At 45.4% G+C, this 15495-nt stretch carries 12 protein-coding genes; all 12 read right to left on the bottom strand.

The window, feature by feature from the left end:
- Positions 1-129: 129 nt before the first annotated feature.
- Entirely contained in the window at positions 130-1668 is a 1539-nt protein-coding gene (locus tag K401_RS0121360) for a cobyric acid synthase (protein ID WP_024294866.1), read from the bottom strand.
- A 4-nt stretch (positions 1669-1672) separates the two neighbouring features.
- Entirely contained in the window at positions 1673-2761 is a 1089-nt protein-coding gene (locus K401_RS0121355; RefSeq protein ID WP_024294865.1) for a pyridoxal phosphate-dependent aminotransferase, read from the bottom strand.
- A 33-nt stretch (positions 2762-2794) separates the two neighbouring features.
- Positions 2795-3790 carry an adenosylcobinamide-phosphate synthase CbiB gene (gene cbiB, locus K401_RS0121350; RefSeq protein ID WP_024294864.1) on the bottom strand — a complete coding sequence of 332 codons (996 nt, stop codon included), beginning with the start codon at positions 3788-3790 and terminating at the stop codon, positions 2795-2797.
- A 22-nt stretch (positions 3791-3812) separates the two neighbouring features.
- Positions 3813-4235 carry a bifunctional adenosylcobinamide kinase/adenosylcobinamide-phosphate guanylyltransferase gene (locus K401_RS0121345; protein ID WP_024294863.1) on the bottom strand — a complete coding sequence of 141 codons (423 nt, stop codon included), beginning with the start codon at positions 4233-4235 and terminating at the stop codon, positions 3813-3815.
- 42 nt (positions 4236-4277) lie between these two features.
- A complete protein-coding gene (locus K401_RS0121340) occupies positions 4278-5045 on the bottom strand; it encodes an adenosylcobinamide-GDP ribazoletransferase (RefSeq protein ID WP_024294862.1) in 768 nt (255 codons plus the stop codon).
- Positions 5046-5240: 195 nt separating this feature from the next.
- Positions 5241-6956, bottom strand: a complete 1716-nt coding sequence (locus K401_RS0121330) for a glycoside hydrolase family 2 protein (RefSeq protein WP_024294861.1) — start codon at positions 6954-6956, stop codon at positions 5241-5243.
- A 25-nt stretch (positions 6957-6981) separates the two neighbouring features.
- Positions 6982-8538, bottom strand: coding sequence for a sulfatase-like hydrolase/transferase (locus K401_RS0121325; RefSeq protein ID WP_024294860.1), 1557 nt, complete (start codon positions 8536-8538; stop codon positions 6982-6984).
- Between the two features lie 4 nt (positions 8539-8542).
- Complete coding sequence (locus tag K401_RS0121320; protein ID WP_024294859.1) at positions 8543-9433, bottom strand: carbohydrate ABC transporter permease; 891 nt, start codon at positions 9431-9433, stop codon at positions 8543-8545.
- 9 nt (positions 9434-9442) lie between these two features.
- Positions 9443-10360 carry an ABC transporter permease gene (locus tag K401_RS0121315; RefSeq protein WP_024294858.1) on the bottom strand — a complete coding sequence of 306 codons (918 nt, stop codon included), beginning with the start codon at positions 10358-10360 and terminating at the stop codon, positions 9443-9445.
- 11 nt (positions 10361-10371) lie between these two features.
- Entirely contained in the window at positions 10372-11982 is a 1611-nt protein-coding gene (locus K401_RS0121310) for an extracellular solute-binding protein (RefSeq protein ID WP_024294857.1), read from the bottom strand.
- Between the two features lie 112 nt (positions 11983-12094).
- Positions 12095-13579 (bottom strand): response regulator transcription factor, encoded by a 1485-nt coding sequence (locus K401_RS0121305; RefSeq protein WP_024294856.1) that lies wholly within the window; start codon positions 13577-13579, stop codon positions 12095-12097.
- 19 nt (positions 13580-13598) lie between these two features.
- Positions 13599-15317: a sensor histidine kinase gene (locus K401_RS0121300; protein WP_024294855.1), complete on the bottom strand. Its 1719-nt coding sequence runs from the start codon at positions 15315-15317 to the stop codon at positions 13599-13601.
- Positions 15318-15495 lie beyond the last annotated feature (178 nt).

Here is a 15495-nt window from a genome sequence, read left to right as displayed (position 1 = left end):
CTTGGCGGTTTTAGTCCGCAGTGGAGCTGGCAAAACCTGCGGTTTTGCCAGCTCACGGGCATTCGCCCTATGAAATAGGCCATGAGAAGATTTTCTTATGTGCAGGCACAACGAAAATCTTCTCCTGTCCTATTTCTCACTGCTCATTGCTTTCGTGAACATTATCCCATAAATCCTTTCCATGTCAAGGCTGTTCCTTAACAGGGAGGCCAGCCGGTTATATTGTTCTTCCTTATATTCCTGATAATTAAAACCGTCATCCAGTTCCATGGAAATTCCCTTCTTTTTTGCAAGGGATTTTACAATGGTCATTGCAATCCCTTCCTTATCAAAGAAGCCGTGGATATAGGTGCCGTATACATTTCCCCTCTGGCAGCCATCCATTTTGGCCAGGTGGGAGCCTGACTGGCTTTCCATGACATAGGCGAGGGGCGGCACGGATCTGGTGGTTTCTCCCATGTGGATCTCATAGCCTTCCACCTCCATGCCTGACAGCTCCTCAAATATTCCCCCCACAGCGGTGCAGGAGCCGGACACTCTTGTCCTGGTCTTTTCCTTTCCAAATACCGTGCGGACCGGCAAAAGTCCCATGCCCCGTACTGATGGGACGGCCGTTTCTGATTCCATCTGGAAGGGATCGGATATGGTTTCTCCAAGCATCTGGAAACCGCCGCAGATTCCAAATATGGGGATTTCCCTTGCTTTCAGCTTTAAGATGGCCGCCTCAAGGCCGCTTTCTCTCAGCCATAGTAGGTCTTCAACAGTATTTTTGCTTCCAGGTAAAATGACCATATCCGGATTTCCCAGATCAGATACACGGTCCACATACCGCAGGCACACCCTGGGGAAGCTTAAAAAGACCTGGAAATCCGTGAAATTGGAGATTCTGGGCATCCGGATGACAGCGATCTCCACTGCGGTCCGGTCCGTTCTGGCCGTTCCTGCCAGATGATTTCCAAGGCTGTCCTCATCTTCTAAATCCACATCCATGTAGGGAACCACACCTGCCACGGGGATGGAAAGCCGCTCTTCGATCATGTCCAGTCCCGGTTCCAGAATGGTTTTATCTCCGCGGAATTTATTGACGATCAAACCTTTTATCAAGGCTTTTTCATCAGGTTCCAAAAGCATTACGGTTCCATAAAGCTGCGCAAACACGCCTCCCCGGTCAATGTCCCCCACCAAGAGTACGGGAGCCTCCGCCATTTTTGCCATTCCCATGTTTACAATATCATCCTGCTTTAAATTGATCTCCGCCGGGCTTCCGGCTCCTTCTATGACGATGATATCGTATTCCTCTGAAAGCTTATGGAATGCCCGTTCGATCTCCGGCACCAGTGTTTTCTTGTATGCAAAATACTCTCTGGCAGGCATATTTCCAATGGATATGCCGTTTACAATTACCTGGGACCCAATGTCATTGGTGGGCTTTAAGAGGATGGGATTCATGGCTGCCTCCGGCTTTACTCCCGCCGCTTCCGCCTGGACCGCCTGGGCCCTTCCCATTTCCAGTCCCTCTTCCGTAATATAGGAATTCAAGGCCATATTCTGGGATTTGAAAGGGGCCACCCGGTAGCCATCCTGCTTGAAGATCCGGCATAATCCGGCCGCAATCAGACTTTTTCCAGCATTGGACATGGTCCCCTGTATCATGATCGTCTTTGCCATTTGGTTATTTCCCTTCTGTCACTATGGATTTCAGTATGGAAAGAAACGCTTCATTTTCCTTCCGCTGCTTGACGCAGATGCGGTAATAGGTATGGTCAAGTCCTCTGTAGTTGGAACAGGAACGTATCAGAACTTTCCGGTTCAAAAGTTGTTTATAAAGAAGCTTTTCCAGGGTAAGGGCTTTTGGCCTTAAATCCTTGAAAAAAATATAATTGGCCATGGAGTCAAAAACCTGAAAGCCAAGATCAGAAAGGGCTGATTTTAAATACTCCCGTTCACAGCTGATTAACTGTCTTGTTTTCTCCACGTATGATCTTTCTTTAAGAGCCGCCTCTCCTGCCGCCTGGGCAATGCTTGAAACGCTCCAGGGCTGACGTATGAGATTCATTTGGTCCAAAACCTCTTTTTGGCTGCATATTCCATAACCCAGGCGCAGCCCGGCCATGGCGTACAGCTTTGTAAATGCCTTTAAGAGAAACACGTTCTCATAACCGCCGCGGCCTATAAGATCAAGAACCGAATACCGTTCCGGCTCCTGCAAGAATTCATTAAAGCATTCGTCCACCACGCAAAAGATTCCATGATCCCTGCAATATTCCAGAATCTCTGCCATGACTTCCTTGTTTACCCCAAAGCCGGTGGGATTGTTGGGATTGCATAGAAACAGCATCTGAAAATCTACCCCGCTTTTTTCCAGCCAGTTTTTCAGTTCCTTTTCATTTAGCTGAAACCCGTATTCCTCCCTTAGGGCAAAATGCACTACGTTACAGGAGGACGCTTTAAGGGCCTGTTCGTATTCCAGAAAAGACGGGGCAATCAGCAGGGCATTTTTCGGTTTTAATGCCTGTACGATTTGAAAGATCAGATCCGCGGCCCCGTTTCCGCAAATAATGTACTCCATAGGAACCCCGTGAAAGCCGGAAAGCTCTTTGCGAAGTTTCATGGATTGGCTGTCCGGATAGCAGGCGCACTCATCTGCTGCTTTATAAACAGCCTCTTTTACTCCCTGAGGAAGCCCAAGGGGATTAATATTGGCTGAATAATCCATTGTCACGTTGTTTGTATAAATATCTCCGCCATGGTGGTATTCCATATCATTTTCTCCCGGTTAAATGTAAAATTGTGTTTAAAATGCCATGAGGAACATCAGAAATACAGGGATCAGCCCTAACACATAGGTAACGGTCATCAGGTAATTAGCCCTGGGGATATCCTGGTATTCTACCGGCCTTACCGGATCTCCAATGGTAGGCTTTTCATATAGCTTTCCAAAATAATAAGCATTTCCCGCCAGCTGGATCTGCAATGCTCCTGCACAGACCGCTTCTGTCTGGGCTGAATTAGGACTTTTGTGGTTGAACCGATCCCGTTTAAAGATCCTAAGGCCGTTCCTGCCGCTGTAAGGGTTTTCTTTTCCCTTGAATCCATATAAAAGCTGACACACATACCCTGCTCCTATCATAAGGGCCGCGGATAACCGGGCCGGTATGAAATTACAGATATCATCAAGCCTGGCCGCTGCCCTCCCAAACCAGAGATACCGTTCATTTTTATAGCCTACCATGGAATCCATGGTATTTACCGCCTTATATAAAAACACTCCCACGCCTCCAAAGAGAGCCATGGAGAGCAAAGGCGCAATGATTCCATCTGAAGTGTTTTCCGCCACGGTTTCCACCGCTGCCTTTGTGATCCCCTCTTCTGACAAGTTTTTTGTATCACGGCCTACAATCATGGATACGGCCGTTCTGGCCCCTTCCGCATCTCCACTGAAAAACGCCTTATAGACCTTCATGCTTTCCTCCCGCAGGGAACGCCATGCCATCATCTGGCCGCACATCACGCTTTCTATAAGAAATCCGGCATAGGGAGAGAGGAAATAAGCGGTCCACAGAATTGCCCCGGACAGGGCACCTGTTACCAAAAGCACAAGAATCACCAGACATAAACCGGCTCTCCTTTCCCCTGTTTCTCCCTTGGGAAATCTTTTCCTTAGTTTTTTCTCCAGCCAGCTTATGAGCGAGCCAATCCCGCAAACCGGATGCCAAAGGAAACGGGGATCTCCAAAGCATAAATCCAGAAAGCATCCGGCCAGCACTGCTGCTAAATGTAATCTTATCATGTTCCATTTCCTGACCTTTTGTCTATTTGATCCGAGACGCAATTCCGCATACCATGCGGTAAACCTCTCCTGAGGTCCGGGCTAATCTTACAGACGCCCTTCCCGACACTTCTCTCCACTGCCTGTCCCCCGGATCCATGGGCACGATGCCGCAGCCCAGTTCATTGGAGGTAATAATAACATGGGGATTTTGCTGCAGGACCGCTGAAAGAAAGTCATCAACGCTTTTTCCTTCTTTTAAAAGCCGTCTTATATACTCATGAAGACCGTGGATGATCCGGCACTTCATGGCAGCTTCAAAGCTGTCCCTGCTGCCTTCTGCGATCTCATACTCTTCCTTTTTCTCATTTTTAAACGCCGGTGAATCAGGGGGATATGCTTTCTTTGCCAGCCCCACGGCAAAGGCCAGCTTTCCCTGCCAAGCTCCGCCTACAATCAATATCATGCTTTCCTCTTTCTATACCCCTATGGGTGTTTCCTCTCTCTTTTACAGTGTTACCAGATGGGATACAACAGCCAGTCCTGCCACAAGGGCCAGTTCGCATATCTGCAGAAAATATCCCGCCAGATCGCCGGTGATCCCTCCAAACTCCCGCCTTGCCATGGCATAATAATACCAATAAATAAGAAGAGAGATCAAAAGGGTTGCAACGGCAGGAATCATTCCTCCCAGATACCAGATTCCCCACTCCGCCGCTGCCAGATACAAAACCATCACAACAGCCACTGCCCTCTTCCCAGCCGCTCCGGAAAAGGAGGCCGCCAGCCCGCTTTCCTTTGCCATGGGAAATGTGACAACAGACAGGCCGCTTAAGGCCCTTGTAACCACAAAGGTTATGCAATAGACCGGTATCATGGCCGGACGCATTTCCAAAAAGGCGGCCAGATAAAGAACCATGTATACACCGCAGCCGATGATGGCAAACGCTCCTGTATGAGGATCTTTTAATATTTCAAGCTTTTTCTTCCTCTCCCCATGAGAAGATCTGGCATCTACCACATCCAGAAATCCATCCATATGGATGCCTCCAGTAACCAGGATAGGAATTACCACAGGAAGTATTTGTCCGAAATGACGAAAACCAAGAGCATTGCAGCCAAAAACAACTGAAACGTTCAGCAGGCCGATAACTGCTCCGGTAAGTGGGAAAAAACACATAACATATTTCATCCGCTCCTTTGTCCATTCCAGTTGGGGCATTGGAACACGGGAGTACATGGAAAACGCAATAACAAAGCTGCCAAAAAGATTCATATTCCACCTCCTCATGATGCTTAAACCAGGCGGCACGCCCGGCATTTAAAATAATCATAACACAGAAAATGGAAAATGTCATTTCCATTCAGAAGTCCTTCCGCCAGAAACCGCCAAAGAAACTGAGGCGTGTTAATACACAAATAGCCATCCCCCGCGCAAAATCCGGGGAACGGCTATTTCTGCCTGTCTGTGTCATTCTCTTCCAAATATCTTTTTCAGCTTTTCAATCCCAACTTTTGGTGTTCTGTCCGGATACAAAAGGCCATTTACCTCCTGCATCACATCAGTCATCTGAGTATAACAGTATCCGGCAAACCTTCCGCTGTTTATTAAAAAACCGGTAACAGGCTCCAGGCGGGCAAGGAAATCATCTTCTCCCTGTACCTTGTTATAATACCCCCAGCCCCCTTCACCGTTGTCAAAAGCAATACCGCCATACTCCGTCACCAGCACCGGCTGCCCCTGATAGGTTTGTCCCTCTGCCAGAACAGCCCTGGTTTCAGCTCTTCCTTCAATAACCGCTGCAAAGTCATCGTACTTATCCAGGTTGTGAGGCTGCAGCAGGTAATCGTGAATTGCCAAAATATCGGTATGCTCTGTTTGTTCCCAACCGTCATTTCCGCTTACTATTCTGGTTGGATCCAGAGCTTTAATCAGATATATCATTGCATTTGAAAAGTTCTGCTGCTGAAGGCTGGTCCGCACATTGCGGATTCCCCAGCTTTCATTGACAGGCACCCAGGTAATCATACAGGGATGGTTAAAATCCCGGTCAATGAATTCCATCATTTCGTTTACCGAATGATACACGGTTCTGTCATTATAAAGGTAGCAGCTGGGCAGCTCACCCCACACCAGCAGGCCAAGTCTGTCCGCCCAATAATAATATCTGGGATCATCAATTTTCTGATGCTTTCTTGCACCGTTAAATCCCATTTCTTTTGTGAGTCGCACATCCTTTTTTATGGCTTCTCCATCAGGAGGTGTCAGAAGGGAATCCGGCCAGTACCCCTGGTCTAAAACCAGACGCTGGTACAGTTCTTCTCCATTTAAGTAGACTTTTCCCTTTCTTATTTCCACGGAACGCATGCCGAAATAGGTGCTGACCCGGTCAATGGTCTGCTGATCCTTAAGCCTTACCTCCACGTCAACCAGATTTGGTTCTTTTGGGCTCCAGATGATGTAGTGCCGTCTGATATCCCAGTCCGGAAAAGCAATGACACATTTTCCGTATCCGTTTTCACACAGGATCGTCTGCCTTCCCAGCCAGACCTTTTCTCCCAATGAAACGGAATCCACTGTTACTTCAATTTCTGCCTCCAGTTTCCTGTTGTCAGATAGAAAGACTTCACAGAGTGCTTCCTGCTCTTCCAGGCGGGGAGTGATCTTAACTCTCGTTATGTGGGTATCACCGGCATATTCCAGCCATACCGACTGCCAGATCCCTGTTGTAGGTGTATACCAGCACCCAAAAAGCTCACCTGTCCAGCTCTGCTTGCCCCTGGGCTTATCAGCCTCTTTCCCATCCCGGACTTTAACCGTTAAAACCGTTTTTTCTTCTTTCACATAGTCCGTGATATCTACTTCAAAAGGAGTACTTCCCCCTTTGTGGATTCCGGCTAAACAGCCATTTACATAAACAAAGGCTTCATAATCCACCGCTCCGAATTTAAGCAGCAGACGCCTTCCCTTTATTTTCTCAAAATCAGCATGAAAGGTTTTCCGGTACCATACGATTTCATGATCTTCCGTCTCACCGATTCCGCTCATTTGAGATTGATAGCAAAAAGGAACCATGATTTTTCTGTCAAAGGAATCCTTGTCAAAGGAAAAATCCCATTCCCCGTCCAGGCTGATCCAGTCCTTGCGGATAAAATCCGGCCTGGGGTAATATTCTCTTTCCAACATCTCCACTTCCGCCTTCCAATTGTTTTTATATGTTTCCCCTGCTGCCGATTGCTTTCATGGGGCGTACTCCGGTATCCGGAGAAATATAGCTTTGATTCCAGTACCCTTTTGGATGAAGCTTTGTCCGATAGCGGTTATGAGGCACAGGAAGAGGATCCGAGGCCTTCATCATTGCAGCTGAAAGCTGGATTAGAAGCTCCGTTTTTATGCCTTGGCTGTCCCCATCCTCCCATAAGTTCCTGCATTCATGGGGATCGTTCTTTAAGTTGTATAAATATCCCTCTCCCATCATATTCAGCTGAATGTGGTAATCTCCCTTCCACAATGCCCTCACCTGTCCGCATTGGGTCCAGGTATTTAGGCAGTCAAAGGCTTCCCAGTTCTTGGGAACTGCTCCCTCCTGGGGCAGGGTCAGTTCATCCGCCTCATTCCAGAACAGGCCGGAATACCCGCTTTCTGCATAGGCTGTATCAAATTCCTGTTTTGGAATCTCCTCATCCTTTAGTACGGGTAACAAGCTTTTCCCCTGGCAGCCAAGAGGTATATCCACCTCCAGCAGATTACAGATGGTAGGAAGAACATCAATTAAATTTACAAACTCTGTATTTCTCCTCCCATGTGCCGGGATCCCCGGTCCTCTCCAGATCATAGGGATATGGGCCAATCCATCCGGCAGATCCGGCCCTTTGCGGATCAGACCATATTCACCGGCAAAGTCCCCGTGGTCTGATACAAAAATAACAATCGTGTCTTTTTCTAAATCTCTTTCCCTAAGCCCGGTAATCAGCCGTTTAAACTGGTCATCAATAAGCCTTAGCATCCCGTGATAGTTAGAACGCGCCCGCAGGATACGTTTGTCAATGTCTGATCCTAAAACCTGTTCCCATACCTTGCGAAGCCAGACAAAACGTGGTCCTTTGCCTTCTAATTCCGCTGCGCCTGCAGCCAGTTCAGGAAGACTTTCAGGTGGGAACATATTAAAATACGGTTCAGGCACCTGATAAGGATTATGAGGCTCTGCAAATGACAGCCAGGCAAAAAACGGCTGATTCTCCTCCGTCTCGTCAATAAAACGGAATATGGAAGATACATTTCTATATGGATGCTGCACCTCCACCCCCTGAGGGGAAGGGACATGTGTTTCCATATGCTTTGTATCAATTAAAAACTTTGCGAACTCCTTTTGGGCAGGTGTTGTATTTATTTCTCCCTCATTTCCCAGATGGCCGCATGTTTCATAGTAATCAAACTCCTCGTTCTTTCTGTGGGAATGATTTTTCCCGCACAGCGCCATCCGGTATCCGCAGGATTTAAGAACATCCATGAGATCCTCAGTATATAAGGCATCAACCGCATTATGATTGGTGCGCACCTGGTGGCACTGGCTGTAGCGGCCGGTAAACATACTGACCCTGGCCGGCATACAGGTAGGATTTGGTGTATAAGCCCGGTCAAAATCCACCCCGCCCTTTGCCCATTGATCCAAAAAGGGCATGGTGTCCAATTCATATCCTCTGCTTTTTCGCAGATCCCAGCGCTGCTGGTCAGTCATAACAATAATTATATTAGGTTTCTTTTCCATCCTGCTATCCTTTCACCGCACCAATCATTACTCCCTTAACAAAATGTTTCTGAATAAAGGGATAAATGAGAATCATCGGTATGCTGGAAACCACAATGGCAGAATATTTGATTGCCTCTGCCATTTTGATTTTTTCCGCCATTCCCACATCATTTGTGCCCATTTGCTCTGTCTGCCCCAAAAGAAGTATATTGCGAAGAACAATCTGCAGAGGATGTTTGGCGGTGTCCTTTAGATAAATCAATGCATCAAAATAAGAATTCCAGATTCCTACCGCATAGTACAAAACCAAAACCGCCAGTATGGCCTTGCTTAAAGGCAGCACGATTTTAAACAGCATTTGAATGTTCCCGCAGCCGTCTAAATAAGCCGACTCGTACAGCTCCTCGGGTATGCTGTTTTCAAAAAATGTCTTTGCCACAATTAAATTATAGGTGGACAGAGCCGCAGGAACTAAAACTGCCCATACCGTATTATACATACCCAAATCTCTGACAAGAAGATAAGTGGGCACCATTCCCCCGCTGAAATACATGGTAAACAAAATTCCCATCATGAGTAAGTTTCTTCCCGGCAGCCCTTTTCTGGAAAGCGGGTAGGCTGCCAGAACAGTCAGCGTAACACTGATCAGGGTTCCGGCAGCAGTGTAAAACAAAGAGTTGGCAAATCCCCTCCATATATCCTTGTTTTCAAAAACCATGGTATATGCCTTTGTTGTTATTCCCTTAGGGATGAGGAATACCTTTCCCCGAATCACCATATCCGGGTCAGAAAAGGAGGCTGCCATCACGAATATCAAGGGGATCAGCACGATCAATATTACAATCATTGCGATCAGGGTTATCACCCAGTCAAACAGCCGGTCGCTGTGAAGAGCTTCTGATATTTTTTTCATGATACCCCCTTACCAAAGTCCTGTTTTTGCGGTCTTTTTGCTGATCATGTTTGCCCCGACCAGCAGCAAAAAATTAATGACAGAGTTAAAGATACCAACCGCCGTACTATAGCTGAACTGGCCTTTTTGTATTCCGTTCTTATAAATGAAGGTGGAAATCACCTCACTGACAGACAGGGTCACATCCCTCTGCATGATCAATACCTTCTCAAAGCCTACGTCCATAATGCTTCCGATCCTCATTATTAAAAGAATGAGAATGGTTCCCATAATTGCAGGAATTGAAATATGTATGATCTTTTGAAATCTGGAAGCTCCGTCAATGGAAGCCGCCTCGTACAGCTGGGGATCCACGGAAGTCAGCGCCGCAATATAAATTATTGCATTAAATCCCATGTATTGCCACACATTGGAAAACACATAAAGAGGCTGAAACGCCGTGGGCTTTGACATATAATCCACCGGCCCTATTCCGAAGAAACCGGTTATCTGATTAAATAATCCATATTCTTTATTGGAAAACAAGGCCAGCATGCTGACAATTACGACCACTGACAAAAAGTTCGGCATATAAGTGATATTTTGTACTGCCTTTTTTAAGCGGGTGTTTTTAATTTCGTTGATAACCAGCGCCAAAAAAATCGGCGCCGGAAATCCAACAAAAAGAGTAAATACACTTAAGGAAACCGTATTAAACAGCACATCCCTAAAATAATAAGAATTAAAAAACTGTTCAAAGTAAGTGAACCCCACCCACGGACTTTTCATAATTCCCAAAGTCGGGTTGAACCTGCGAAAAGCGATCTGAAGTCCATACATGGGAATATATTTAAACACGATATACCAGATTACAGGGATTGCCAGGAGTATGTACAGCCCCATGTTTTTCCGGATATCCTTCAGCAATTTATTAGATCCTGCCTTCATCCTTTTCCCCTTTATTTTGACGCATCAAGTGCTTTCTGGTAAATTTGCTCCAGCTCCCTGATACCGATCTGCTCCAGGGTAGCGCAGTATTCATCCCATTTGTCAAAGCCCCATTCACCCAGAATGAACTTTGCCACTGCTTCCTTTTTATAGTTGTTCAAGTCCTGCTCAATGGCTGTTACCCTGTCTAAATCCTCTATGGCAACTGAGGGCTTGGAATATACCTTATCAGGAAGGAAATCCGCAAGAACAGCCGCCGCATCTTTTGTTCTCTGGCTTGCCACTACATGGTCCGTGGCATCCGTGCGTATGGATGGGAAACCTCCTCCCGGTACCAGGGTGATCTTGCCAAGGGCTGTCATAAACCCTTCCGGGCTGTTTAAAATCTCGTCTTTAAACCGCGGAGAACCATTTTCGTCTAAATCATATGTCTCTCCTTCTTTCCCAAAGGCAAAAAATAAATCCCCTTCCGTTCCATAGAAATAATCCACCCAGCGGATCGCAGCTTCCGGATTGGTGCAGGTATTGCTGATTGCAAAGCTTCCCTTGGCAAACACACCGTTTTGTACGTCTGCCCACATCTTATCTCCATGAGGGCCGGTAAGAGGCTCATACCCTGTATAACTGTCCTCACAGTTAATGAATACATCTGAATATGGCATGTACATTGCCCCGAAAAGTTCTCCTGCAAGGTTGCTTCTCCATGCGGGCAAATCTCTCTTATAATAATCCTGCCATAAAAGCCCTTCCTTATATAGGTCATTTAAATACATCAGATATTCCTTAAATGCATCATCTCCCAGCCAGTTATGAAGCGTTCCGCTCTCGTCAATATTATAAGTATCCTTCATCTGGGTCTGGAGCCCAAAGCTTCCTCCCAGGACATAAACGGCATCCGCATCCCTGATCCCTAAGGGAATTTCATCCTTTAGACCATTTCCATTGGGATCCTGATCCCTGAAGGCAATCAATACATCCTTAAACTCTTCAAGATTGGTTGGAATCTCTTTTCCTACTGCTTTCAGCCATTTCTGGTTTATCCACTGCTTAAACTGAATCAGCCCCGTCTTGCTTAAGTCAATCTGATAAATGGAATAAATGTGCCCATCCGATGCAGTAAAAGCCTGTTTAATTAAGGGGTTTTCCTCAAAAATCCTGGTGAGATTCGGGGCATACTCCTCAATTAAATCCTCAAGAGGAATCAGCTGCCCGCTGGTCACTCCATAATTGGCGATCTGCTCCTGGGTAAAATCACAGCGGACAAACATATCCGGCAATTCATTTGAGGCAAACAAAAGCTGCTTGTTCTCCTCAAAGCCTTCCCCTCCCGGCACCTCCTGGTAATCCAGCCGGATATTGGTCATCTTCTCGTATTCCTTCAGGATATAGATCTCATTCCATGGTGCCTGATTTTGATCCTTTGCTCCGTAAATGCTTAAGGTTATGGGTTCCTTCACAACAGGAAACCCCTCCCTGTTTAAATTGCCTGCATTTCCCGTACTTTCAACGTCCCCGTTGTTCTCAGAGGGCACCTGGTCTTCAGCAGTATTTTTGCTTCCACAGCCTGTTAAAAGGCTTGCTGCCAGGGCAATGCCAACCGCCATTCTTGTTAATCTTTTCATTCATTTTCTCCCTTCCATCAGTTCATTCATGATAAGAGGATTGTAACACGTTTCTTCTGCCTGAAATGGGCGGATTACTCTTTGATTTTTACCTATCTGTTCACTATTTTTACTATCCTTTGTTTTGGGCGATATATTCTTTTGGAGTTAAGCCTGTATACTCTTTAAAGGTACGCAAAAAATACCCGTAATTGCGGAATCCGCACCGGTATACAATATCCTTTAAAGGGAGATTATCCTCCAACAGCTTTTTTGCACGTTCAATTCTTATGTTATTTAAGTATTCCGTTATGGTAAAATCAGTCTCTTCTCGAAAAATGCGGCTTAAATAGGAACTGCTTACCCCAATATAATCCGATATCACCCTGAGACTGATTGGCTCATGGAAATGCTTGTTCTGATAATCTATGGCCTGATTAACCACTTGTGAAAAACCTTGTTCCGCTTTTTTCATTTCCCTGATTTCTCTCAGCACATTTTGATATAAGCCTGCAATATTAGAAACCAGGGTGTCACGGCTTTTTACCTTTGCATATTGAAAAAGCATAAATTCCCTTGGTAAAAAATCCAGCTTTAACTGATACTCATTGGAAATCCGCTGAATGATCTCCAAAAGCTCTTTGGTCACCATCAGACATCTTCCATCCTGATTCAAAGGAATATCTTCATAAATCATCCGAACCAGCTGTTCTGCCTGGTCAGGATCATGTTTCTCTGCCACGGACAGCAATTGCTTATATTGCCCAAGAGAAAGGGCCAGTGCAGCCTCTTCCTTTTCCGGCACCATGGCTTCCTCCAGTTTGTGAAGCAGAAAGGATTTAAGGGACTCCTCATTAAAAAAGAAAGGACATTGATACATTTTAATGCGCAAATGATACAGACGTAATACACTGTCTTCAATCACTACCTGGTTGCATGTCATCTGATTTCGCATCTCCCCCTCAGAGACCGTATCATAAAACCTGGTCAAAAGTACTACGGAGCCGGGATACATGACACAGGCCAGCACATCCATACTGTCTGTCGAGACAGCCTCCCCTATTTTCCCGATGCCTTCCAATATTCCTTCATCTCTTAGCCATGTATCATTTCGCATATGCTGTACAGTAATGATGGATGCCACCATTCTGCTGTTATCAGAAGTAAACGGGCTGACTCCATTTTCCCATATCCAGGCACTTGCCTGCCGCCTTAAGCCGGACTTTATTTCCCAGGGCGAGCGTTCTTTTATTCTTGCCTTCATATTTTTCAGAGTAAACAACAATAATTCTTCCGACAGACGGCTTTTTAATATATAGTCATGAGCCCCATTTTTTAAAAGCTCTCTTACATAGTCATAATCATCAAAGCTGCTCACTGCCATAATTGCCGTACGGGGATACAGCTTCGACAAAATGCCGGAGAGTACCACACCGTTTTTACCGGGCATTGACACATCCAAAATCACAATATCTGCAGCCTTTCTTTCCAAAAAAAGCAACGCCTCATCCCCGTTTCCAGCCTCCCCATACAGCTGGAATTCTCCTTCTTTCCAAAGATTCATGTTCTTTATGTAAGTACGAAAAACCGGTTCATCATCAACAAGCAATACCTTCATTTCTACCCCTTCCGCCTGTCTACACCCCTTCTCCAAAGGGCAGGCACAGCTCAACACAGGTAAACATTCCCTCACAGCTGTATATTGTTCCTCCATAAGGCTCTCCGTAAATCAATTTGATCCGGTTAAACACATTGGCAATTCCAATGCGCCGGAACCCTGAGCGTTCCTGCTCATTCACGTGATCCAACAGCTTTCGCAGGATTTCCTCACTCATTCCTTTTCCATTATCCATAATTTTGCAGATTACTTCTGATTCCTGTCTGTATATTTTAATGTTGATCATACCGCCCTCAGACCTTGACGAAATCCCATGAATCAGTGCATTTTCCACCACCGGCTGCAAAAGCAGCTTAGGAACCGGGTATACCCAAAGTTCCTCATCCACATCCCATACCACATCAAAGGGCTGGCTGTACTTAAATCGTTCGATGGCAATAAAATCATTCACATAATCCTTCTCTTCCCAAAGGGTGATATATTCATTGCGATTGGAAAGCACGCTGCGAAGCAGGGAGGAAAGGGATTTTGCCACAGACTCTATTTCATCTTCCCCTCTCAAGTGGGCAACATATTGCATGCTGTCAATGGAATTATAGAGAAAATGGGGTTCAATTTGTGAAGCAAGCACATCCTGCTCCGCCTCCCACCTCATCTTTTCTTTACCTGCGATTTCTTCCATGAGATTCTCAATCCGATCCATCATTGTATTAAAGGTATCTGCCAGATTTCCAATTTCATCGTTGGTTTTTATTTCCATTCTGACACTGAGATTCCCCTCATGATTCACAGATTCCATGCCTTTTGAAAGGCTGCGGATATTCATGCATATCCGTTCAGCTAAAAACCAGCTGGCTAAAATAGCCGCCAGTGAGGCAAAAATGCCGATCAGGAGAAATTTCTGTTTTAGATTTTCAACATCCTTTAATATCAGATGCTGGGGAATCAAGGTGATCAGGGTCATTTTGCTTGTATCGGACAGATACTTTGTATAATATTGCCGTTCTCCTCCCCAATCCACATACCCTTTGCTTTCTTTTTTCATCCTGATATCCTGGCTGATCTGTGTTTCATCATTATCTGTGTTGGAAAATAAAAGCTGCCCATCCGGAAGATAAAGATAAATATTCATTGCATTTAGGGGTTCAATCTCATAAGCAGCCATCATATAATCATAGTTTAGGTGAATGACAATCGTGCCTTTTTTCGACCTGTTTTCATAGAATACCGGCCGGCTGAGAAGCAGCAGCCGGGAGCTGGAATCATAAAACAGCTCCATCACTTCACTGGAAAGAGCTGTTTTCATTGCTTCCGTCTCCAGGTCCTTGCGAAACACAAAGTTTTCACCCCCCTGATAGACTTGTCCGTCCTCCATAATCAGGAGAATGTCCTGGATATATTCTTTTTGTATAAAAAAACCGGAAAGAAAATCTTTGATCTGCTTTTTCTTCTGAAAACCTTCATAAGTGACTTCCTCTCCTTTCTCCAGCAAATTATGAGAAATGATATCCTGGGCCAAAGCAACGGAAAGGACCACCTTTTTCGAGTCATTGAGCATTACATTAAAATCTCTGTCCGCAAAGGTCACATACTGCTCCATGTACTTTTCTGCCGTTTTCTTTACGATACGGGTTTCTGTATAATAGGAAATCAACAGGGAAGCCACCACCGTTCCAATTGCAAGCAAAAGGCTGACTGACATTATTTTTGTTTGAATTGAGTTAATCTTAAGAGACATTTCTCCTCCCCCAATCTGCTTTTCCTTTATTGTATTTGATATGAAATATAAAAATTGAATACTATTTTTACTTCTTAGTATACTATTTTGCAGTCACTCCTCATTTTATCATGGATTGCTATAAATTCCTATTTTCTTATTTCACCAATCCGGGACTGGTTCCTAAGCTGTGAATAGG

Source organism: Lacrimispora indolis DSM 755 (assembly GCF_000526995.1).
Taxonomy (GTDB): Bacteria; Bacillota; Clostridia; order Lachnospirales; family Lachnospiraceae; genus Lacrimispora; species Lacrimispora indolis.
Note: the sequence above shows the minus strand (reverse complement) of the source record. Positions and strands in the feature narration are given on the sequence as shown.